The sequence below is a fragment of the Cryobacterium sp. Hz9 genome (assembly GCF_004402825.1).
GTDB lineage: Bacteria > Actinomycetota > Actinomycetes > Actinomycetales > Microbacteriaceae > Cryobacterium > Cryobacterium gelidum.
Map to the genome: position 1 here is coordinate 232,996 of NZ_SOFC01000023.1, position 21,785 is coordinate 254,780.

Annotated in this window: 19 protein-coding genes and 2 tRNA genes; 11 read left to right on the forward strand and 10 right to left on the reverse strand. The window is 62.0% G+C overall.

The features are described from left to right. Positions 1–32: 32 nt before the first annotated feature. The 5 genes from iolD to iolC all read right to left on the reverse strand — a co-directional run bounded on the left by iolD (position 33) and on the right by iolC (position 6,286). On the reverse strand, positions 33–1,919 hold the full coding sequence (gene iolD / locus E3N85_RS13570; RefSeq protein WP_134464534.1) for a 3D-(3,5/4)-trihydroxycyclohexane-1,2-dione acylhydrolase (decyclizing): 1,887 nt from the start codon (positions 1,917–1,919) through the stop codon (positions 33–35). Between the two features lie 64 nt (positions 1,920–1,983). Then, positions 1,984–2,889 (reverse strand): 5-deoxy-glucuronate isomerase, encoded by a 906-nt coding sequence (iolB, locus tag E3N85_RS13575; RefSeq protein ID WP_134464022.1) that lies wholly within the window; start codon positions 2,887–2,889, stop codon positions 1,984–1,986. 8 nt (positions 2,890–2,897) lie between these two features. Then, entirely contained in the window at positions 2,898–4,409 is a 1,512-nt protein-coding gene (locus E3N85_RS13580) for a CoA-acylating methylmalonate-semialdehyde dehydrogenase (RefSeq protein ID WP_134464024.1), read from the reverse strand. A gap of 36 nt (positions 4,410–4,445) precedes the next feature. Beyond that, a complete protein-coding gene (locus E3N85_RS13585) occupies positions 4,446–5,327 on the reverse strand; it encodes a class I fructose-bisphosphate aldolase (RefSeq protein ID WP_134464026.1) in 882 nt (293 codons plus the stop codon). Next, complete coding sequence (iolC, locus tag E3N85_RS13590) at positions 5,324–6,286, reverse strand: 5-dehydro-2-deoxygluconokinase (protein WP_134464028.1); 963 nt, start codon at positions 6,284–6,286, stop codon at positions 5,324–5,326. The genes E3N85_RS13585 and iolC overlap by 4 nt, the downstream gene beginning before the upstream one ends. A 289-nt stretch (positions 6,287–6,575) precedes the next feature. Here iolC and E3N85_RS13595 point away from each other — a divergent pair, with 289 nt between their 5' ends. Further along, positions 6,576–8,006 carry a short-chain fatty acid transporter gene (locus tag E3N85_RS13595; RefSeq protein WP_134464030.1) on the forward strand — a complete coding sequence of 477 codons (1,431 nt, stop codon included), beginning with the start codon at positions 6,576–6,578 and terminating at the stop codon, positions 8,004–8,006. A gap of 104 nt (positions 8,007–8,110) precedes the next feature. Here E3N85_RS13595 and E3N85_RS13600 read toward each other — a convergent pair. Next, positions 8,111–8,184: transfer RNA gene (locus E3N85_RS13600), tRNA-Met, on the reverse strand. Positions 8,185–8,737: 553 nt separating this feature from the next. Further along, the gene (locus E3N85_RS13605) at positions 8,738–9,781 is read right to left on the reverse strand and encodes an ROK family protein (protein WP_370289312.1); all 1,044 of its coding nucleotides are present in this window, start codon (positions 9,779–9,781) and stop codon (positions 8,738–8,740) included. Positions 9,782–10,030: 249 nt separating this feature from the next. On the opposite strand from E3N85_RS13605, the gene E3N85_RS13610 reads away from it, so the two are divergent. From E3N85_RS13610 to E3N85_RS13655, 10 genes are all read left to right on the forward strand, one after another. After that, on the forward strand, positions 10,031–10,867 hold the full coding sequence (locus tag E3N85_RS13610) for a sugar phosphate isomerase/epimerase (RefSeq protein ID WP_241978541.1): 837 nt from the start codon (positions 10,031–10,033) through the stop codon (positions 10,865–10,867). 38 nt (positions 10,868–10,905) lie between these two features. Next, positions 10,906–12,066: a substrate-binding domain-containing protein gene (locus tag E3N85_RS13615; protein WP_134464036.1), complete on the forward strand. Its 1,161-nt coding sequence runs from the start codon at positions 10,906–10,908 to the stop codon at positions 12,064–12,066. Between the two features lie 109 nt (positions 12,067–12,175). Next, complete coding sequence (locus E3N85_RS13620; RefSeq protein ID WP_134464038.1) at positions 12,176–13,366, forward strand: Gfo/Idh/MocA family protein; 1,191 nt, start codon at positions 12,176–12,178, stop codon at positions 13,364–13,366. A gap of 28 nt (positions 13,367–13,394) precedes the next feature. Continuing rightward, positions 13,395–14,879, forward strand: a complete 1,485-nt coding sequence (locus E3N85_RS13625) for a sugar ABC transporter ATP-binding protein (protein WP_134464040.1) — start codon at positions 13,395–13,397, stop codon at positions 14,877–14,879. Continuing rightward, on the forward strand, positions 14,876–15,847 hold the full coding sequence (locus E3N85_RS13630) for an ABC transporter permease (RefSeq protein ID WP_134464042.1): 972 nt from the start codon (positions 14,876–14,878) through the stop codon (positions 15,845–15,847). The genes E3N85_RS13625 and E3N85_RS13630 overlap by 4 nt, the downstream gene beginning before the upstream one ends. Continuing rightward, complete coding sequence (locus E3N85_RS13635; protein ID WP_134464044.1) at positions 15,844–16,956, forward strand: Gfo/Idh/MocA family protein; 1,113 nt, start codon at positions 15,844–15,846, stop codon at positions 16,954–16,956. Before E3N85_RS13630 ends, E3N85_RS13635 begins: the two co-directional genes overlap by 4 nt. Further along, positions 16,953–17,966, forward strand: coding sequence for a sugar phosphate isomerase/epimerase (locus E3N85_RS13640; RefSeq protein ID WP_134464046.1), 1,014 nt, complete (start codon positions 16,953–16,955; stop codon positions 17,964–17,966). Before E3N85_RS13635 ends, E3N85_RS13640 begins: the two co-directional genes overlap by 4 nt. Continuing rightward, a complete protein-coding gene (locus E3N85_RS13645) occupies positions 17,963–18,319 on the forward strand; it encodes a putative quinol monooxygenase (RefSeq protein WP_134464048.1) in 357 nt (118 codons plus the stop codon). The genes E3N85_RS13640 and E3N85_RS13645 overlap by 4 nt, the downstream gene beginning before the upstream one ends. A gap of 329 nt (positions 18,320–18,648) precedes the next feature. Further along, positions 18,649–18,816 (forward strand): alpha/beta fold hydrolase, encoded by a 168-nt coding sequence (locus tag E3N85_RS17035; protein WP_304991320.1) that lies wholly within the window; start codon positions 18,649–18,651, stop codon positions 18,814–18,816. A 426-nt stretch (positions 18,817–19,242) separates the two neighbouring features. Next, complete coding sequence (locus E3N85_RS13655; protein ID WP_241978508.1) at positions 19,243–20,352, forward strand: hypothetical protein; 1,110 nt, start codon at positions 19,243–19,245, stop codon at positions 20,350–20,352. Positions 20,353–20,847: 495 nt separating this feature from the next. On the opposite strand, the gene E3N85_RS13660 is transcribed toward E3N85_RS13655, so the two are convergent. The 3 genes from E3N85_RS13660 to E3N85_RS13670 form a co-directional block, all read right to left on the reverse strand. Further along, positions 20,848–21,168 carry a hypothetical protein gene (locus E3N85_RS13660; protein WP_134464052.1) on the reverse strand — a complete coding sequence of 107 codons (321 nt, stop codon included), beginning with the start codon at positions 21,166–21,168 and terminating at the stop codon, positions 20,848–20,850. Further along, entirely contained in the window at positions 21,165–21,404 is a 240-nt protein-coding gene (locus E3N85_RS13665) for an AlpA family transcriptional regulator (protein ID WP_134464054.1), read from the reverse strand. Before E3N85_RS13665 ends, E3N85_RS13660 begins: the two co-directional genes overlap by 4 nt. A gap of 172 nt (positions 21,405–21,576) precedes the next feature. Continuing rightward, positions 21,577–21,650, reverse strand: a tRNA-Met gene (locus E3N85_RS13670). Positions 21,651–21,785 lie beyond the last annotated feature (135 nt).

Sequence of the window (21,785 nt, forward strand, 5' to 3'; positions counted from 1 at the left end):
CTTAACATACGGACAAATCTTTTGCACATGGCCTAGTCGCCCAGGTAGGAGCGCTGATTCTGCTGTCGTGCGACGTAGTCCGCGCGCGCTTTCGTCGTGCTGTCGAGGGCCGAGACTTCGGCCACCGGCACGTCCCACCAGCCCTCCGTATCGGGTGAGAACAGCAAGGGATCGCTGTTGATATGAATCAGGGTGGCCGTTGCGGACGCCTTCGCCGTTGCCACGGCTGCCGCCAGGTCGGCGATGACGTTGGCGCCGGGCTCGACCCTGATCACCGAAATCCCAAGACTCTGGGCGTTAGCCGCCAGATCAATCGGCAGCGTCGCATTTGTTTCAAAACTGTTGCGGTCTTTGTCTTGAAAACGGTATTGCGTGCCATACCGCTGTGAGCCCACGGTGTCGCTCAGATGCCCGATGGACGCGTACCCGTGGTTCTGCACGAGCACGATGATGAATTTGAGGCCTTCGGCCACGGCCGACACGATCTCGGTGTGCATCATCAGGTACGACCCATCACCGACCATGACGATCGAGTCGCGGTCGGGGGCAGCCCGGCGCACGCCGATGCCTCCGGCGATCTCGTAGCCCATGCAGGAGAAACCGTATTCCACGTGATAGCCGAGCTCATCGCGCACCCGCCAGAGCTTGTGCAGGTCGCCGGGCAGTGACCCAGCCGCGCAGACGACCACGTCGCGAGGGTCTGAGGCGTGCTGCACGGCACCGATGATCTCGGACTGGGACGGCAATGGCCGGCCGCTCGGAGCGATGGCCGCGTCGACGACCGCATTCCACTCCGCCTTCTCCAAGCGTATGCGATCGGCAAATTCGGCGTCGATGCGATACCGACCGATGCTCGCGTTGAGTTCGAGCAGGGCTTCCCGGGCGTCCGCGACCACCGAGATGGCGGCACCATGCTTGATCGCGTCGAAGGATGCCACGTTGATGTTGATGAAGCGCACGCCCGTGTGTTGGAAGGCGGTGCGGCTGCCGGTCGTGAAGTCGCTGTATCGCGTGCCGATCCCGATGATCAGGTCGGCATCTCGGGCGATGCGGTTGGCAGCGGTCGTTCCGGTGGCTCCAACCGCGCCAAGGCTCTGCGGGTGGTCCCAGAGCAGGGAGCCGACGCCGGCCTGTGAGGTACCCACCGGGATGCCGGTCTGTTCTACAAAAGCGGCGAGCGCTGCGGCTGCGTCCGAGTAGATGACACCACCTCCGGCCACGATCAGCGGGCGTTTGGCTTCACGAACGGCGCGCACGACCTGGTCAATGACACCGCGATCCGGCCGGGGGCGACGGATCTGCCACTCGCGGTCGGCGAGAAACTCCATCGGCACGTCCAGCGCCTGCGCCTGCACGTCTTCGGGGAGGCAGAGCGTGACCGCGCCGGTTTCAACCGGGTCGGTGAGCACCCGCAGGGCGCCGATGGCCGCCGAAAACAGTTGCTCGGGGCGCTGCACGCGGTCGAAGAACCGCGACAACGGCTTGAAGGCATCGTTCACGCTGATGCTCGCGTCGTTCGGCAGTTCCAGCTGCTGCAGCACAGGGTCGGCCACCCGCGTGGCGAACGTGTCGGAGGGCAGGAGTAGAACAGGCAGCCGGTTGATGGTCGCGAGGGCGGCGCCGGTCAGCATATTCGTGGCACCCGGCCCGACCGAGGCGGTGCAGGCGAAAGTCGACCGACGTCGCCGCATCCGCGAAAAAGCCACGGATTCGTGCACCATCCCCTGTTCGTTGCGGGCCTGGTGGTACGGCATCAGCGTGGGGTCCTCGACGGAGAGCTGCTTGAGGGCCTGACCGATGCCGGCGACGTTTCCATGACCGAAGATGCCGAAGGTTCCCACGATGGTGCGCTCGCGCACATCGCCGTCGACCGTGTACTGGTGGGCTAGAAACTCAATGAGCGCCTGGCTGACTGTCATACGACGAGTAGTCACTGCGTTGTGTCCTTTCGGGTGCTGCCGGTCGCTGCCGGAAAAAATCGGATTATGACGTGTACGGAAGCCTGGAATCGAATTCCTGGCCAACCCAGGTATCTCGAATCCAGCCGTGCGCCGGATCATCGCTGATGCGCCACGAGCGGTCGGGATCCGGCCCGGCCATCACGTTGAGGTAGTAGAGGTCGTAGCCGGGGGCTGCGACGCACGGGCCGTGCCAGCCGAATGGCACGAGGGCGACGTCGCCGGTGTGCACCTCCGCCGTGATGTCGATGTCTCCGGCCTCGGAGGAATACGTGCGCATGAGGCCGAACGGGCTCGCCGTCTCCGGCGCGACCTGGCCACGGGTGACTGCGGTCTCGAAGTAGTAGATCTCCTCAAGGCTCGACTCCACGCCGGGCGCGTATTCGTCGTGCTTGTGCGGCGGGTAGCTCGACCAGTTCTCGGCCGGGGTGATCACCTCACACACGATCAACCGGTCGGCCGCGAGACTGGCCGGGGTGCCGAAGTTGTGCACCTGACGGCTCGAGCGACCAGCCCCGCGCAGCTCGATCGGGACATCCGCTACCGGAAGGTAGGCCACCGGAAGCGCCTGGTCGGTCGGCGCCTCGGCCACCGCCACCCGGCCAGCACCTTCGATCGAGAGCGCGGTGCCGGTGGGCAGGTAGAGCGTGTCGGTGGGGCCGTGAAAAGCGGATGCCCGCCCCGCGAGCACCTGGGAGCGTTCCTCGGTCTCGCCCGCGACTGTGTAGCGCACGGTGAACGACCCGGCGAGGGGGACCACGACGCGCTCAACGGCCTCCGCGGGCAGCACCGGGGAATCACCCTCGGTGAGCGCTGCCACGCGAATGCCGGTGTAGCGCCATCCGCTGATGGCCCTGTCGACGACGGTTTCCCAGCCGTCGCGTTCGAGGGAGCCCCGGGCGTAGAACCAGTCAGCGGATGGTGTTGTCATAGTCTGCTCTAACCGTTCTGCGGGAAGCCGAGGTTGATGCCGCCGTGGCTGGGGTCGAGCCAGCGACTGGTAATGGCCTTGCCGCGCGTGAAGAAGTGCACACCCTCGACGCCGTGCGCCTTGGTGTCGCCGAACAGAGAGTTCTTCCAGCCGCCGAAGGAGAAGTACGACACGGGAACCGGGATCGGTACGTTGATGCCGATCATGCCCACCTCGATCTCGTTCTGAAAACGGCGAGCCGCACCGCCGTCGTTGGTGAAGATGGCTGTTCCGTTGCCGAAAGCACCGGAGTTGATCAGGTCAACACCTTCCTCGTAGCTCGACACGCGTACCACCGACAGTACCGGCCCGAAGATCTCTTCGGTGTACGCTTTCGACGTCACCGGCAGGGCATCGATCAGGGTCGGGCCGAGCCAGAACCCATTCGGGTCGCCGTCGACCTCGATGCCGCGGCCGTCGACGACGATGTTGGCGCCGTCTTCCTTCGCGATCTCGATGTAGCTCGCGACCTTGTCGCGGTGCACCTCGGTAACGAGTGGACCCATGTCGCAGGAACGACGGCCGTCGCCCACGGTGAGGGTATTCATGCGGGTGACGATCTTCTCGATCAGCACGTCGGCGACGGGCTCGACCGCGACGATCACGCTGATGGCCATGCAACGCTCCCCCGCGCTGCCGAAGCCGGCGTTGATAGCGGAGTCGGCCACGAGGTCGAGGTCGGCGTCGGGCAGCACCAGCATGTGGTTCTTGGCGCCGCCGAGGGCCTGGATACGCTTGCCGTGACGGGTGCCGGTTTCGTAGACGTACTGGGCGATCGGGGTCGAGCCCACGAAGGAGATGGCCTTCACGTCGGGGTGCTCGAGCAGGCCGTCGACGGATTCCTTGTCACCCTGCAGCACGGTGAATACGCCGTCGGGGAGGCCGGCTTCCTGGAGCAGCTGAGCCATCCAGATGGCCGCGCTCGGGTCTTTCTCGCTCGGCTTGAGGATCACCGAGTTTCCGGCCGCGAGAGCGAGCGGAAAGAACCACATGGGTACCATGGCCGGAAAGTTGAACGGGCTGATCACAGCGACGACGCCGAGCGCCTGGCGGGTGGAATACACGTCGACGCCAGTCGAGACGTTTTCGGAGTAGTCGCCCTTGAGCAGGTGCGGGATGCCGCAAGCGAATTCCACGACCTCCTGGCCTCGGGAGATCTCACCGAGCGCGTCGGAGAGTACCTTGCCGTGCTCGCTCGTGATGATCTCGGCCAGCTCGCCCTTGCGGGCGTTCAGCAGCTCGCGAAAGCTGAACAGGACCTGCTGGCGCTTGGCTATGGACAGGTCGCGCCAGGCTGGGAAGGCGGCCTTGGCGCTGGCGATGGCGGTCGCGATTTCGGCCTGGTCGGCGAGCGACACATTCTTGCTCACCGTTCCCAGCGCTGGGTCAAAGACCGGCGCGATGCGGCCGGAGGTTCCCGGCTGTTCCCTTCCGTCGATCCAGTGCGCGACGAGGGCTAAATCCGTGACTGTTGTGGGCATGGTTGCTTCCTTCTGTACGAGAGTGGATGAGAATTATTAGGCGCCGTGCACGAGTTCGGCGGCGGTATCGATGGCTGCTTCGACGTGGCCGTCGCGCGGGTAAAGCAGGCTGCGGCCCACGACGAGGCCGCGCACGCCGGGAAGCTCGAGGGCGTTGCGCCAGGATTCGAAGGTTTCGGTCTGGTCGCCCACCGGGTCACCGCCAAGGAGCAGGGTCGGTAGGGTGGTTGCCGCCATTACGCGAGCCATGTCGGCAACGACCGGCAGCTTTAGCCACGAGTAGGCGCTGGAGTTGCCGAGGCCCTCGGCGATGGCGATCGAAAGGATGACGGCATCCGCCGTGAGGTCGTTCTTGACGCGACCGTCGACCCAGGAGCTCATGAACGGCTCCAGCATGATCGGGATGCCGGCAGCAGCCGCTTCGCTCACGGCGAGAGCTGTGGCCTCGAGGGTGGCGAGCGAGCCGGCATCTTCGAGGTTGATGCGCACGAGATTCTTGGCGAAGTCGAGGCGGTCGCGCTTGATTTTGTCGATGTCGTAGGCGGTGTAGCGGTCATCCATCTCGAACGACGAACCCCACAACCCACCGCGGTTCATCGACGCGACCACGATCTTGTCGTCGAGCCGACCAAGCAGGGCCAGGTCGTCGATGATGTCGGGGGTACCCAGCACGCCGTCAACGCCCGGGCGGGAGAGCGCGGTCGCGAGGCTTTCGAGCAGCGCATAGCGGTTGGCCATGGCTGTGGCATCTTTACGGACGCCGAGGGCGCCGCGGGCACGATGATCGGCGGCCACGATGAACAGTCGACCATCGCCCTGAATCAGGTCGCGCCGGGTGCGGCTGGCTAGAATCTCGCCGATGCGCTCGGGGTGCGCCGCGCGAGTATGCCGCAGCGCGTCGAAGTCAAGCCTGGTCATGCTGGCAGTCCCTTCAAGATTTCTTCAACCTCAGTGGTCGTGGGCATGGCGGTTGAACATTCCCGGCGGCTGGCGACGATGGCGCCGGCCACATTGGCGAATTGCAGGATACGGCGCAGCGGCCAGTCCCGCAGCAGTCCGTAGCAGAGCGCCCCGCCGAAACTGTCACCGGCGCCGAGGCCGTTGACGACGTCGACGAGGTACGGCGGAACCTCAACGGTTTCGGTGCGTGTCTTAGCCAGCACGCCCTTCGGGCCCTGCTTGACAATGGCTAGTTCGATGCCGCGTTCCAGGAGGGCATCAGCGGCGCGTAACGGTTCAGTCTCGCCGACGGCGACCTCACACTCTTCTCTGTTGCCGACAGCAACCGTGACCTGGCCGAGGGCGAGTGCTACCTGGGCATTCGCCTCCTCGGGCGAGCCCCAGAACATAGGCCGGTAGTCGAGGTCGAGAATGGTCAGCGAGCTTCGGCCCCGGGCTTCCCAGGCTGCGAAATGAGCGGATCGGCTGGGCTCTTCGCTGAGGCCGGTCACCGTCGACCAGTAGATGCGGGCGTTCGCGATGGCGGCCAGGTCGAGCTCGTCGGCATGGACGACCAGGTCGGGCGCTTGGGGCGCTCGATAGAAATACAGGGGAAAGTCGTCGGGCGGAAAGATCTCGCAGAACACGACGGGGGTGTTGAGGTTGGCGACCCCCGAGACGAATTCGTCGCTGACGCCCAGGCGCACGAGCTCCTTGTGCACGTAGTTGCCGAAGGGGTCGTTACCGGTGCGGGTGATGACCGCCGAGTTCAATCCGTGGCGTGCAGCGGCGACGGCAACGTTGGTCGCGCTGCCACCGAGATATTTGCCGAACGTTGACACGTCTTCGAGGCCGACACCATCCTGCAACGGATAAATATCAACGCCGACGCGGCCTATGGTCAGCACATCGTGGGGGGTTCGCGGTGAAGTCGTCATACGTCGATGTACAACTTTCTGTACTAGGAGTGGTCGGCTTGACGCCGTCCCTCCACAGTAGCGCCCTCTGCGCTTAATGTCATGACATATTCACAAGTAGTTTTCCCGAGCCGCGTTGAGCAGTGCATGATTCCTTCCGGCCACACGGTACGCCTGGGAATCTGACCACGTTGACATGCCCATCGCGCCGCGCCTAGCCTGCAAATGGCTGTTCACCCCCATTGGGGCCGGCCATCACTCAATTGCGCCAACGCGCGTACACACCTGGCTCAAAGAAGAGAGATCCACCGTGACGGCTACCAACCTACAAACTCGCACAGAGAAGGGCCTGGCGCGTGTTGCCCAGTCTCTCGCCAACTGGACGCAGAAGTGGTTTCCGGATGCGTATATCTTCGCCCTGGTCGGTGTACTCCTCGTGGCCCTCGCCGCCCTGGCCAATGGCTCGAGCCCGCAGACCATTGTCGATTCATTCGGCAACGGCTTTTGGGACCTGACGGCGTTCACCCTGCAAATGGCTATGGTCGTCTTGACCGGGTACGTCGTGGCGACGTCCCGACCGGTGGCTCGGCTGATCGATACGCTTGCGGCTGTGCCCCAGTCAGCCGCAACGGCGGTGAGCTTTGTGGCGTTCCTGTCCATGTCCGTCTCTTTTGTCAATTGGGGCCTGAGCCTGGTCTTCGGCGGCCTGTTGGCGCGAGCCATTGCCCGCCGCACCGATCTCCGTGTGGACTACCGAGCGCTCGGTGCCGCCGCGTTCATGGGCTTGGGAGCAGTGTGGGCGCTGGGCATGTCATCATCCGCCGCGCAACTTCAGGCCACGGCAACGTCCCTGCCGCCTGCGCTTTTGCAGGTCACCGGCGTGCTCGACTTCGGCACGACGATTTTCACCTGGCAGTCACTCACCATGTGCGCGATCATCATTGCCCTGACAGTACTGATCGCGCATTTCTCCGCTCCGCGCGGCGAAGCCATTCGAACAGCCCAGGATCTTGGCGTGGACCTCAATGACCAGCCGGAGCCGGCCGCGCCACGCTCACGACCCGGCGAATGGCTCGAATACAGCCGCATCCTCCCCGTCCTGATCGCGCTCTTGACGTTGGGCTGGCTGGTCTCGCAGTTCCTAACGAATCCCGTCTTGTCGGTGGTCAGCAGCCTGAACGGGTACCTTCTGGTTTTCCTGATGCTCGGGCTCGTACTCCACGGAACACCGCGCAAGTTTCTGCAAGCTGTGTCCAAGGCCGTTCCTGCCACTGCCGGAATCCTGGTTCAGTTTCCGCTTTACGCGGCCATGGCTGCGATCCTGACCCGGGCAGTCGGAAATGGGGGCATGACCGTCTCGGAGCACCTGGCCGAATTCTTCACCAGCGTGGGCAGCGGTGGCGGCTTCACAGTGATCGTCGCGCTGTACACGGTCATTCTGGGAATCTTCGTGCCTTCGGGCGGTGGCAAATGGTTGGTGGAGGCACCGTATGTCATGCAATCGGCCACCGACGTTCAGATGAACCTGGGCTGGACGGTGCAGGTCTACAACGTGGCCGAGGCATTGCCCAATCTCATCAACCCGTTCTTCATGCTGCCCCTGCTCGCCGTCCTTGGCCTCAAAGCACGAGATCTCGTGGGATTCACGTTCCTGCAGTTCATCTTCCACCTGCCGGTGGTATTGCTTCTGGTCTGGCTGCTCGGACGAACCTTCGAGTTCGTGGCACCGGTCATCCCCTAAAGCGTGGACGAGACAAGCGAGGCGAATGCCTCATCGGCTCGACGTTGTCCGACTGGATTTAGGCAGAAAAAAACCCCCGGAACCAAGGGTTCCGGGGGCAACTGTTGCGGGGGCAGGATTTGAACCTACGACCTCTGGGTTATGAGCCCAGCGAGCTACCGAACTGCTCCACCCCGCGACGCCGACCCCTTTGTGGCGGTCATCCTTCGAAAAAAGCCTAATCAGATCGCGGTTTCTCGATCCAGCTATTTGCGTTGATGACTTTAGTTTACCTCACTCTTCGTGACCGCTCGAGCCAGCTCGACCTCGTTTGGGACTCCACTCAGCTGTCGGTGCCGAGCACGACAGCCCGGCCGCGCAGAATGCGATGTCGCAAGAGGCGGCGCCCGTGCGCGCCAGCGCTCGGAGAAAGCGCCCATCATGATCTCAGATCGCGCTATTCTCGCTCCCGACTAAGTGGGGCGTAGGCGAGCCCCGGAAGTACAGGTTTTAGTCGGTCGCAAGTTTGACATCTAGTTTCGATCGCGCGGCTCCTGCGCAGCCACGGTTGCCGAGTCGCGCGAACCGAACGACCCTGTGTGCACTTGCTGACGGATGAGTGCATTCGTTTCCGCACCTCGGATGGTGTGGCACAAACCGCAACCTTCGAAGTCGACAGCTGTCTCAGTTGGTTGAGACTTTGAAGGCAGGCGTTGCCAGCGAACCCGCCTGGCCTATGTATTCGACTGCATTCAGTCGAGCTGCTCGATCAGCTCATCCACGGCGGCCGCGCACAGGCGTTCATCGAGCACCATGAGCCCGGCTCCCCGGATTCCCGCATCGGGACCGCCCCGGGCTGGCACAATGTTGAGGTGCTGATTCGCTAGGGGAATCGATCGCCGGTACACCACTTCGCGTATACCCGCGATGATCTCCTGCACGTTGACACCCAACCGTCCACCAATGACGACGACAGATGGGTTTAGGACGCTCACGCACATAGCCGTGACCTCGCCGATGGCTCGCCCTGCCTCGCGCGCGGCGGCAATCGCTGTAAGGTCGCCCATTCTGATGCGATTGGTGACGTCACCGGGCTCAATGTCCACGGCGCCATCCCGACTTAGATACGCCGCTATCGCCGGGGCGCTGGCCGTCGCCTCGAGGTCACGCTCGTTAGCGGTACCGGGCACCTGCACATGTCCGATGTCGCCTGCGGAACCCCGGGAACCGCGCTGCAGCACTCCGCCCAAGATGATTCCCGCGCCGATTCCCGTGGACACCTTAATAAAGAGCAAGTCATCGACTGCGGGCCACTGGGTAGCTCGCTCGCCGAGGGCGAGCAGGTTTACATCGTTGTCGACCAGAACCGTGGCCATCAGACGCCGACGCACAAAGGCGGGAATGTCGAAGCCGTCCCAGCCCGGCATAATCGGGGGACGGATGGGGCGGCCGGTCGAATGCTCTACGGGACCGGGCACTCCCACACCAATCCCCAACAGATCTCGCTGCTGACGACCGCTGGCGGCGAGTAGGCGCTCTGCCGTGTCGACGGCCCATGTGAGGATTTCAGTCGGGCCCTTGGCGATATCAATTACCCGGCTTTCCTGACGGAGCACTTCACCGGAAAGGTCGAGAACGCCCACGGTGCCGTGGGTGGCGCCAAGGTCGATTCCGATACAGACCCTCGAGGCTTGATCAAACATCAAGCGCGCGGCGGGGCGGCCGCCGGACGCCGCCGCAGTGCCAGTCGGGGTCACCAAGCCGATCGCTGTGAGCGCCGCCAGTCTGTTCACCACGCTGGTTCTCGCTAAACCTGTCTCGTCGACAAGCTCGGATCGCGTGCGCGGCCGTCCGTCACGGAGCAGCTGAAAGAGATCGCCGGCACCGGATGAAAACATCTCTCGTATCCCAAATCATGAAAGGCCAATGAGTAGAAAGAACATTACCGGACCGAACCCCGGCCTAAAAGATCTTTCTATTGACACTGTAATGTCATAAGTGCTACTTTCAACCCAGCAAAGACAAAATACAAGGAGGTAGAAGTGATGAAGTTTGCCTACGAGGCCAACGCATGGGGCGGTGTAGTGGGTACGCCCGGTGCAGTGACTGACCTCGGATCGGGTTTCTATGTAACACCCAGAGACGTGCATCAGACCATCGAGGCGATCGCTGCCGCCGGCTACACCGGAATCGAGTTGTTCGACGGCAACCTCCTCCCCTTCGAAGAATCGATCGGCAGCTTCGTATCTGCCGTGCAGGCCAACGGCCTTGAGGTCGCTGGCGTCTACACCGGCGGACACTTCATCTATTCCGACGCCCAGGAGGACGAACTCGCTCGCTTCGATCGGTCCATTCGGTTAGCCGCGTCGGCGGGTGCGCGCCACTACGTGATCGGCGGCGGCGCAGTGCGTTCCACCGGCCGTCGAGCACAGGACTACGAGACGGCCGGCGCCTTCCTCGACACCGTCGCCGAACGAGCACAGGCAGCTGGCCTCATTCCCAGTTACCACCCGCACCTTGGGAGCATTGCCCAAGCGCCGGATCACATTGACGCCCTCTTCGCCGCCACCTCGATCGGTCTCTGTGCCGACGTCGCACACATCGCAGCCGGCGGTGGCGATCCCGTAGCGGTCATCCGAAAATACGCCGACCGTCTGGCATACGTACACCTGAAAGACCTCAATCACCAGACCAACGCTTTCCTTCCTCTCGGTGCTGGCGACCTGGACCTGAATGCCATCATCGCTGAGCTCGTCGACGCGGGCTATCGCGACTGGATCACCGTCGAACTCGACGGATACGAGGGTGACGAAGATGAAGCCGCCAGAAGAAGTCTCACATTTCTGCAAAATGTAACGTTTACCGACCCAGCACGACCCTGAACACAATCACGATATTTCCGAGCAAAGGAGCATGGAGAATGAAAGTTACGTCAACGCTTGTCGCTGTAGTGGCAGCCGCCGGTCTATTTGCACTGACGGGGTGTACCCCGTCCGCGCAATCCACCGCATCCGAGGTTGCACCCGAGGTCACCGCTCAGATAGATGCGGCCCTCGCGAACATCACCGGCAAAGTTTTTAGCACCGGTCCGAACGGCGAACAGCCCGCCGCCGTCGACACCACGACAGTGACCGACAAACAGGCGACCGAGATCGCGAGCATGGGTCTCACTGCCGCGATAGTGATGCACTACGGCGGAAACGACTGGGCGAACGCCCAAATTGCCGGCCTGAACGCTGAGTTCGACCGCCTCGGCATCGAAGTCATCGCAACCACGGATGCTAACTTCAACCCCGCCACACAAGTCGCCAACATCGAGACGGTTCTAGCTCAGAACCCCGACATCATCGTTTCAATTCCCACCGATCCTGTGGCAACGGCTAGCGCCTACCGCAAGGCCAGTGAACAGGGCGTCAAACTCGTCTTTATGGACAATGTGCCCCAGGGCTTCGTTGCCGGTCAGGATTACGTCTCGATGGTGTCGGCCGACAACTACGGTAACGGGGTCACCTCGGCATATCTCCTCGCCCGCTCAATCGGTGGCAAAGGAACGATCGGTGTGATAAACCACGAAGCCGACTTCTTCGTCACACAGCAGCGATACGCGGGCTTCACGAAAACGATCGCCGACGAGTTCCCCGACATCGAAATCGTTCAGGAGCAGGGAATCGCCGGGCCTGACTTCGCCGGCGATGCCCAAGGCGTGGCCAACGCCATGCTCACCAAAAACCCCGACCTCGACGGTATCTGGGCTGTTTGGGACGTACCCGCGGAGGGCGTTATGGCCGCTGCCCGAGAGACCGGGCGCACCGATATCAAGATCGCCACCGAAGACCTCGGCACGAACGTCGCCATCGCGCTGGCCAAGAATCAGATGATCGTTGGCCTCGGAGCCCAGCTTCCCTATGACCAGGGAACCGCCGAAGCCGACCTGGCCGCGCTCAGCATGCTCGGTCTGGAGGTTCCGGCATACGTCGCTCTAAGCTCGCTGCCCGTCGACCACAAGAACGTGCTTGAGGCTTGGGAGACCGTATACCACTCGGCTCCACCCGCTGCCATCAAGGATGCTTACGTCGACTAATAACCGATGAGCGACTCGTGGGGCGGCCGGAAACGGTCGCCCCACGAGGACTATTGAAAATCGATGATCCACAGAACTGTCGAGCCCCGGTGGCTCACGAAAGGTAGTCATGCAAGAGATTAATATCGCCATGATTGGTGGCGGATTCATGGGTAAAGCCCATTCCCTGGCCTATGCGGCGATGCCCATGTTCTTCTGGCCGTCTCCGGCGCGACCAATCAAGAAGATCATCGTCGATGTGACCGACGATCTGGCGCGCACTGCCGCCGAGCGATACTCGTGGGACGGTTATTCGTCATCGTGGCGCGACGTCGTCAACGATCCCGGGATCGATGTCATCGATATCGCCACCCCGAATAACTTGCACGCCGAGATCGCGATCGCCGCGGCCGAGGCCGGCAAACACATCATTTGTGAAAAGCCTCTTGCCCCGACGGCCAGCGAAGCCCGCCGCATGTACGAGGCGGCCCAGAAGGCCGGCGTTGTTACAGCAGTTGCCTTCAACTACCGCCGCACCCCGGCTGTAGCGCTCGCTAAGAAGTACATCGACGAGGGCGCTATTGGCAGCATTCTGAACTTTCGCGGGACCTATTTGCAGGATTGGAGCGCCGATCCGAACTCGCCGCTCAGCTGGCGTTTCCAGAAAGACATCGCCGGTTCGGGTGCCGTGGGCGACATCGGCTCGCACGTGGTCGACCTGGCCCGCTATCTGGTCGGCGAAATTTCCGAAGTTACCTCGCTGGTCTCGAACTTTATCCCCGACCGTCCGCTGCAGTCCGGTGGTTTTGACGCACTCGGCGGTTCCTCCACGTCTGACGGCCCGCGTGGCGCGGTCGACGTCGACGACGAGGCGATGTCGTTGATCAAGTTCCGGAATGGCGCGGTCGGCTCCCTTGAGGCAACGCGCAACGCCTGGGGCCGCAACAACTACATCACCTTCGAAATCCATGGCACGGAAGGCTCTATTTTCTTCAATTACGAGAACCGTGACGAACTCCAGGTAGCGTTCAAGAATGACCGCGCCGATCGTCGAGGCTTTCGCACGGTATATACCGGCCCGAACACACCGTATGGTGAGTCGCTCTGGCCTATCCCAGCGCTGGGTATCGGCTACAGCGAAACAAAGATCATCGAAGCCCACGACTTCCTCAAGGCAGTCGCTGAGGGCGGAACTGTCGAACCCAACTTCGCCGACGGCTACCAAGCCGCGCTCGTCGACGACGCCATACTTGAATCCGGCCGAACCGGTGAATGGGTGCGGGTTCCGGATGTGACCGACCCGAACGCCACCGATGACTGAGACTGCTGGCGCCCCTCCAGCGGTAAGAATGCGGGGCATCGTCAAGAGCTTCGGCCCGGTCGAGGTCCTGAAATCCGTCGACATGGACATCGTCGCCGGTGAGGTGCACGCCCTCGCCGGAGAGAACGGCGCGGGCAAGTCCACCCTGATGAAGGTCCTGCAAGGCGTTCATCCGATTACCTCTGGCACCATCGAGGTCGCGGGCCAGCCGGTCGCAATTCGAACCACCGCCGACGCCGAACGGGCCGGCATCGGCATGGTCTTTCAGGAATTCAGCCTCATCCCCTCGATGACGGTGGCGCAGAACATCTTTCTCAATCGGGAGGTTCGCGGTAAATCGGGACTGGTTGACGACCGCGCTGCGGAGATGGCGGCGCGCGAGATCTTTGACGGCCTGGGTGTCACGATCGATCCCAAGGCGCGGGTGGAGACGCTCGGCACCGCATACTGGCAGCTGGTGGAGATCGCTAAAGCTCTGGCCAAGAACGCCAGCGTGCTGGTGATGGACGAACCCACGGCCAGCCTTGCCAAACACGAGGTCGAGAACCTCTTCGAACTGATTGACAAGCTCAAGAGCCGCGGCATCGCCATCGTCTATATCTCTCATCGGATGGACGAGATCCGCAGGGTCGCCGACCGCATCACGGTGCTGAGGGACGGCCGCGTCGTGCTCGCCGCCGGGGTTGCGCAACTGACCGCGGCTGAGATCATCGAAGCGATCATCGGCCGGAGGCTCGCCTCTGACCTGGTGTATCGCGACCGGCAACTGCCGACCGATGCTCCGATCGTGCTCGAAGCCACCGACATTGGGAGCGGTCGCGTACTCAAATCAGTCAGCCTCACGATCCGGGCCGGAGAGATCGTCGGTCTCGCCGGGCTGATGGGCAGCGGGCGCACCGAGTTCGCTCGCGTGGTCGCTGGCATGGACCGTCCCACCCGGGGAACGCTGAGTATCGATGGCAAAGTCGTTCGCTTTAGTACCCCGATCGCGGCTCAGCAGGCGGGTATCGCGCTCATTCCCGAGGACCGTCGCGATCAGGGGCTGGTGCTTGAGCACTCCGTCTCGGAGAATCTCGCCCTTCCCGTGCTTGACCGCGTGAAGTCAGGCGCCTTCCTCTCCATGACCAAGTTGCGCGAGCTGACCAATCAGCTCGTCACCCGCTTCGGCGTCAAAGTCGCCGACCCCTATGCGCCGGTCAGCCGGCTTTCGGGCGGCAACCAGCAGAAGGTCGTTGTGGCGAAGTGGATCAACACACGCCCCCGCATCTTGGTGATGGACGAGCCCACCTCCGGTGTCGACATTGGCACGAAGACAGAGATCCTCGACATCGTGCGTGAATTCGCCTCGGAGGGCAATGCGGTGCTGTTCATTTCATCCGAATTACCAGAACTCCTCGCGGTCGCCGACCGCATCGTCGTGTTCCGCGAAGGACGCTCCGACCGCGAACTCGACCGCGACGACATCGCGAGCGAGGAACAGCTTCAACTCATAATCCAAGGAGAGGCAGCATGAGCAGCCCCACAACGGCCACCAGGCCATCCCTCATCTCCCAAGCTGTAACTCGATTTGACTGGCGTAGCAACGTCATCTACATCGCCTTCGTGGTCGTGTTCATCCTGTTCGCCATCTTCCTCAGCAGCGACGGATTCCTCTCCCCCAACAACATGCTGAACATCGTGCGGCAGACGGCAACAATTTCGATAATGGCTGTGGCGATGACCTTCGTGATCGCCACAGCCGAAATCGACCTCAGCGTCGGCTCGATCGCCGGTCTCGCCTCCGTCGTCACCGCCATGGCGACGACCCAATGGGGGCTCCTTCCCGGCATAGTCGCCGGATTACTCTCCGGGGCCGTTATCGGTGCGATCAACGGCGGACTCGTTGCCCTGCTGAAGGTCCCGTCCTTCTTGGTTACGCTTGGCATGCTCGGCCTCGCAGCGGGGCTAGCGCAGTGGATCACCTCCTCGGCACCCCAGCCCATCGGCAACACCCTGTATGTGCAGATCTTCGGCGGTGGCGATTTCGGCCCTATACCCGGGCTCCTCGTCTGGACGGTCGTGGCCGTCGCGGTCGGATGGATCGCGATGAACCGGACGAGTTTCGGACGCCGCGTGTTGGCTACCGGGGGTAATCCCACCGCAGCCGCATACACCGGCATCCGCACGGCACGGATTAAATTCACCGTACTGCTTCTTTCCGGTATCGCCGCCGCTATCGCCGGGATGCTTTACGCGGGCCGGCTCGAATCAGGCCGGTTCCAATGGGGCCAAGGTGACGAGCTCACAGTCATCGCCGCGGTAATCCTCGGCGGTACAAGTCTCTTCGGAGGCCGGGGGGCGATCATCGGTACGCTCGTCGGCTCGCTCTTCATGGGCCTGATCAACAACGGTCTCATTCTCGCCGGGCTCGACGTCGCCCAGCAGTCGGTCGTGCGTGGCGCGATCATCATCGCAGCGGTCGCTCTGTCGAGGAAGAAGTGACGACCCGACCGCTCCGGAGCGGCATAATCGGAACCGGCTTTATGGGACGGGTGCACACGCGCGCTGTGCGTTCCGTAGGCGGCGTCGTTGTCGCCTACGCCGGCCGCGATGCCGACCGAACACGACTAGCCGCTGACGAAGAGAACGTACCGTTGGCTCTCACGCCAGAAGAGTTGATAGCCCATCCGGATGTCGATCTGGTGCACATTTGCACTCCCAACGCGCAGCACGTTCCACTAGCCCTGGCCGCAATTGCCGCGGGCAAGCACGTTGTATGCGAGAAACCACTAGCCCTCACCGCCGACGATGCGTTACTGCTCCAGCGCGCCGCCGATGATGCCGGAGTCGTAAACGCCGTGCCCTTCGTCTATCGCTTCTATCCGACGGTTCGCGAAGCAAAGGCCCGAATCGCCGATTCGGGCGAACGCATCTGGCTCGCGCACGGCCACTACCTGCAGGACTGGCTCTCGGAGCAGTCGAGCTACAACTGGCGGGTGACGGACGCGGGATCCCGTGCCTTCGCCGACATTGGTGTGCACTGGTGCGACCTCTTCGAATTCACTACCGGTCATCGCATAGAAAGATTGCTCGCGCAGAGCTCCCGGCTACATGACACTCGTCTCTCGGACGCGGGCGAGGTCCCTGTCTCCACAGAAGACGGTGTGACCATGATATTCCATACGGATCGCGGTGCCACAGGCTCTGTCGTAATCTCCCAAGCCAGCCCCGGGCGCAAGAACCAGCTGTGGATGTCGCTCGATGGTGAACACCGATCGTATGCCTTCGACCAGGAAAATCCAAACGGTCTGTGGATCGGGTCGACCGCAGGAATCTCTATCATTCCGAAGGGGCTCGAGACGGTGAACCACGCTGCCGCCGCGCCCTACGTCACCGTACCGTCCGGACATCCGCAGGGCTACCAAGATTGCTTCGGACTATTCATGCGGGATGTGCATTCTGTAATCAAGGGCAAGGTCGTCAATGGCCTTCCCACCTTTGCCGATGGTGTGCGCGCGGCCCAGCTGACGGACGCGGTGATCGAGTCTTCGAAATCGGGTCACTGGGTCGAGGTAGTACCAACTCGTCAGCCGACTTCGAGGGCCGCATGAGCCAGCTGACGCACCCCGTCACATTATTCACGGGCCAATGGGCAGACCTCCCCTTCGAGGAGGTGGCGCGGCTTGCGGCTTCGTGGGGCTATGACGGTCTCGAGATCGCCGCGTCGGGCGACCACCTAGACCTAAAGCGTGCCGATGAGGATGCCGCGTACCTCGCGTCCCGCCTTGAAATTTTAGACCGGTACGGCTTGAAGGTCTTTGCCATCTCAAACCATCTCGCCGGGCAGGCGGTCTGCGACGCACCCATCGACTTTAGGCATCAGGCGATCCTGCGCCCCTACGTCTGGGGAGACGGTGAGGCTGAGGGCGTGCGGCAACGGGCGGCCGACGATATGAAACGTGCTGCGCGCGTTGCCCGAAAGCTCGGCGTCGACACCGTTGTGGGATTCACCGGTTCGTCGGTCTGGCCGTACGTCGCAATGTTTCCGCCGGTGCCAGCGTCGATCATTGAAGCCGGCTACGACGACTTCGCCGCGCGTTGGAATCCCATCCTCGATATCTTCGACGATGAGGGCGTTCGATTCGCGCACGAGGTGCATCCCGGCGAGATCGCATACGACTATTGGACAAGCGTGCGCACCCTTGAGGCGATCGGCCATCGTCCCGCGTTCGGCTTCAACTGGGATCCGAGCCACATGATGTGGCAAAATATCGATCCTGTCGGATTCATCTGGGACTTCCAAGACCGCATTTACCATGTGGACTGCAAGGACACCCGCCTGCGCCCAGCCAACGGCCGGGCCGGCGTTCTGGGTTCCCACCTAGCCTGGGGCGACCCCCGACGCGGCTGGGATTTCGTATCGACCGGACACGGCGATGTGCCGTGGGAAGACGCATTTCGCGCCCTGGAGTCGATCGGCTACGGCGGACCCATCTCGATCGAGTGGGAGGATGCCGGAATGGACCGGCTGCACGGTGCGGCTGAGGCAATCGAGTTCGTTCGTTCTAAGCTGTGGACACGGCCGACCGACTCATTCGACGCGGCGTTCACAAACCAATGACGACGCCGCTGGAGTCGGCGTTCGTTGTCATTGCCCAAATTCGGGTGTGTGAAGCGAAGCGCGAAAGGTTTCTCACGCATATCCTGAAGCTTGCCGAGCGATCCCTCGCCGATGAGACAGGCTGTTTACAGTACGACGTGATCGAACTTGATCGCGGGACCCAGCTGTTCGGTGTCTACGAAGTTTACCGTGACGCCGCGGCTTACGACTCACACCAGGCCTCACTTCACTTCCATGCGTGGAAGGTCGTGGCAGAGGTCGTCATAGAGGAAAACGGCCTCGATGTCCAAACCGGTCGGCGGGTGCCTCAGTCGCCTGCTGAGCGAACTCGGCCGAGTCACCCACTTGACTGACATCCGTATTTTTTATATCAGGTCAACTGCGAAGGCGCACGTTCACCGTCGATGTTCGCCAAGCACGGCACCCGGTTGCAGCGGTTAATCCGTCGGCAGCCTGTCACACGTGCGGGTTTCGACGAAATTTGTGATTCGACTCGAACTGAAAAAATGCGAGAAGAAGGAGCCTTGAGCATGGATATCATTCAAGACCACCACGATGTCCCAGCAACCCACGGAAGAGCCCTCGTCAATGGCGTCCGGCTGCACTACGTCGTCGCCGGGCAGGCGAGCCGCTGTTCCTGCTGCACGGCATACCAGAGACGTCATACCACTGGCGTCGCGTAATTCCCTTTCTGACGCCCTACTACATCGTCATCGCGCCAGACCTGCGCGGTCTCGGTGACTCGGAACATCCCAAGGACGGTTTCGACATGAAGAACATGGCTGAGGACATCGCGCAGTTGGCTCCCCACCTTGGATACGACACGTTCAACCTGGTCGGCGAGAGCTGAGGGGCATCAACTGCCTACCAAGTTGCCGCTCAGTATCCCGACCGAGTCAAGTAGCTCGTCTACCAGGAGATGATCCTGCCCGGGTTCGGCCTCGAAGACCACTCATTCTTGACCCGCGAGAATGTCAGCAGCTAAGTCTGGCTGTGGCACGTCAATTTCTATAGCGTGCCGGACTTCCCTGAGCTCCTCCTCACCGGCAAAGAGAGGGAATACTTCGATTACTTTATCAAGCACGAGGCACACAACCCCAGGCGATCACGCCCGATGCGCTCGACGAATATGCACGGTGCTACTCCCCGCCCGGTGGGCTCCGCAGTATGTTAGAGATTTACCGCGCGACACTAGACGACGCGGATCAGAACCACGAATCCGCGAAAACCAAACTGAAGCTGCCTGTCCTCGCTGTCGGGATTGAATACTTCATCGGTGAGCACAACGATCGCCAGATGCGTCAGGTGGCAGAGGACGTACGGGCCGTCATCCTGCCATCGGGCCACCACCTCGCAGAAGAGGATCCAGAGTCACTGGCAGCTGCGTACCTGGACTTTTTCGGGAGATCATCATCACTGCCGCCGTGTCGCTGAGCAAAAAACGATAATCATGTCGGAAAGGACAGATCAGATTATGGCCACTCCAGAAAACCCAGGAACTCGTTTCTTCACCGTTGCGCAGAGCGCAACCGGATCATGGAGCTTCATCGATCCCGAGGGAAAGCCGTTCGTGTCCCTCGGCGTGAACCACATCGACGACTCGGATTTGCGATACCCCCACAATGTCGACGTGTGGAATGAAAGATATGGATCTCGGCAGAAATGGGAACAGGGCGTTGTCACCGACTTGCAGTCGCTGAACTTCAACACCATCGGTTGGACAAGCCAGTACATCAGCGGGGGGTGGGGCGAGGCGCTCGATTGGTTCGGTGACCCCGTCGATGTTGGCCACTCGCATCCGTGGCCCGACCGCGACCTGCTGGAGGCGGGTATGCCCTATGTCGTGCAGCTCCGGATGCAGGAAATCGAAGACGTGGCACAGCAGTACTACAAGACAATCACCGAGGCCATTCGTCGCTACGACCCCAACCACCTGATTTTGGGCGACCGCTACAACGGCAACAAGGGCATCCCCGAAGTGGTGCTCCGCGCGATGACCGACTACGTTGACGTTCTTTCCGTGCAGTACTTCACCGGCAAATCCTCGGAGGAATACGCGACGATGATCGGCGATCTCCGCAACTGGCAGCAGCTCACCGGCAAGCCCGTACTAATCGCCGATATCGGCAACTGGGTGCCCACCGCGATGAATCCACACCGCACAAGCGACATGGAAACGCACGAGGAGCGCGGACAGGACTATGCGAACGGTCTGGCAACGATCATGCAGGAGCCCTGGATCATCGGCTGGCACTGGTGTGGCTACATCGAAAACCTGGGTCGCGGCTGGGGAGTCAAGGACCCCCAGGACAATTTCTACACCGATATGACAGCCCCTATGCGAAAAGCCAACGCCGCCGCGCAGACCACCATCGCCGACCGCTAAAACGCAACTTGGAGCGAAGCCTAAGAGTCATGCAGATGACTCTTTGCAAGAAGGGCGTAGTCGGGTTGGGCGCGCTGCCGGGTTCGTCCTGGACCAAAGCCCACAGTTAGAAGACATCGACCTCGACACGGTCCGCGCTCCCTCATGGACAGCAATCCCCCGCCGCTTGGACCGTACCGCACCTATCAAGTTCCCATCGTGGACATCATCGACCTCACCGGGCTCAACCCGGCCGCCCTGTCCGAAGCAGACGTCTACGCGCCGGCCCCAGCGAGCCGGAAAGACACCGACCGACGCGCCAGACTGCGTGGCCAGGCGAACCGGCCACCGATGCCGTCCAAGACGTGGTCATCGGCGATCGCGACGAGGACTTTGTGCAGTTCGTCATCGACGGCATCGCCCAACGGCGCGAAGCCGAGGCTGGGCTCTAGGCTCGCGCTGACTGTCGCAGATCCGACATCTGGACGTGCAGGTACGGGCGGCGCTTGCAGACTGTCAATCCTTTTTAGCGATCTTGGGGCTGTTGCCTAGAACTTCTGCGGCTGTCTCGGCGTCAGTGGCGCGGGCGATGGTCGTGCCGGCGGTTCGCCTGAACGTATGCGGCGTGACTTTCAAGTCAGAGAGCCCAGCATCGGCGATGCATCTGATCCGCGGGCTCTGCTTCGCCTCCCGGACGGTCGCGGCCGTCGCTGTTACCTTCCGCACAGTCCCGTGGCCATCCCGATATCTGGCCTCGGCTCTGACCGTTCCGCTGGTCGTGCGCCTGGTGTTGATGTGTCCGTAGGTGCCGATCGCGAGCAGGTCGCGACCGCTCATCGTCGCGGCTCTGTGGTGAGGCCTGCGGCCTGGTCTTGGGACTCCATGGCTTCGACCCAGTGCTGTACCTCGGAGACTCGGTGGCGCATCTGGCGCCCCACTCGGAAGCTGCGCGGGCCGCGACGGGCGTGGCGTAGATCGTGGATGGTCTGGACCGGGACGCCGAGGTGAGCGGCGAGTTCGCTAGTCGTCAGGACCGCCTCGAGGCCCGGAATTGCGTGTGATGTCTCGGTCATACACCACAGGTGCACGAAGCATCCCGAGCGTTGACGAGGAGGTTCGAGGCGCACCTCCTGTAGAGACAAAAAAAATCCGACGCAGCCATGGGCTACGTCGGATTTGCGCCGAGTCAGTCATATTCCACTCCCTATTCGGGGACCGAAAACTCTATCTGATCTCGACTTATTGTTGCGGGGGCAGGATTTGAACCTACGACCTCTGGGTTATGAGCCCAGCGAGCTACCGAACTGCTCCACCCCGCGCTACAAGATCAAATTTAGCACACCCTGAAAGCCCGGTCGACCACTTCGGGTCGCTATTGCAAAACAAGAACAGAAATCGCGTCCTATTCAGCATCGAACACCATCGCCCGAACGAGCGCAAGCCCCCACCCGAGA

What these genes read in the sequence shown, in the direction of transcription:
- iolD (WP_134464534.1), bottom strand. Translation starts at nt 1,919, where the DNA reads ATGACAGTCAGCCAGGCGCTCATTGAGTTTCTAGCCCACCAGTACACG.
- iolB (WP_134464022.1), bottom strand. Translation starts at nt 2,889, where the DNA reads ATGACAACACCATCCGCTGACTGGTTCTACGCCCGGGGCTCCCTCGAA.
- E3N85_RS13580 (WP_134464024.1), bottom strand. Translation starts at nt 4,409, where the DNA reads ATGCCCACAACAGTCACGGATTTAGCCCTCGTCGCGCACTGGATCGAC.
- E3N85_RS13585 (WP_134464026.1), bottom strand. Translation starts at nt 5,327, where the DNA reads ATGACCAGGCTTGACTTCGACGCGCTGCGGCATACTCGCGCGGCGCAC.
- iolC (WP_134464028.1), bottom strand. Translation starts at nt 6,286, where the DNA reads ATGACGACTTCACCGCGAACCCCCCACGATGTGCTGACCATAGGCCGC.
- E3N85_RS13610 (WP_241978541.1), top strand. Translation starts at nt 10,031, where the DNA reads ATGAAGTTTGCCTACGAGGCCAACGCATGGGGCGGTGTAGTGGGTACG.
- E3N85_RS13615 (WP_134464036.1), top strand. Translation starts at nt 10,906, where the DNA reads ATGAAAGTTACGTCAACGCTTGTCGCTGTAGTGGCAGCCGCCGGTCTA.
- E3N85_RS13620 (WP_134464038.1), top strand. Translation starts at nt 12,176, where the DNA reads ATGCAAGAGATTAATATCGCCATGATTGGTGGCGGATTCATGGGTAAA.
- E3N85_RS13625 (WP_134464040.1), top strand. Translation starts at nt 13,395, where the DNA reads ATGCGGGGCATCGTCAAGAGCTTCGGCCCGGTCGAGGTCCTGAAATCC.
- E3N85_RS13630 (WP_134464042.1), top strand. Translation starts at nt 14,876, where the DNA reads ATGAGCAGCCCCACAACGGCCACCAGGCCATCCCTCATCTCCCAAGCT.
- E3N85_RS13640 (WP_134464046.1), top strand. Translation starts at nt 16,953, where the DNA reads ATGAGCCAGCTGACGCACCCCGTCACATTATTCACGGGCCAATGGGCA.
- E3N85_RS13645 (WP_134464048.1), top strand. Translation starts at nt 17,963, where the DNA reads ATGACGACGCCGCTGGAGTCGGCGTTCGTTGTCATTGCCCAAATTCGG.
- E3N85_RS13660 (WP_134464052.1), bottom strand. Translation starts at nt 21,168, where the DNA reads ATGAGCGGTCGCGACCTGCTCGCGATCGGCACCTACGGACACATCAAC.
- E3N85_RS13665 (WP_134464054.1), bottom strand. Translation starts at nt 21,404, where the DNA reads ATGACCGAGACATCACACGCAATTCCGGGCCTCGAGGCGGTCCTGACG.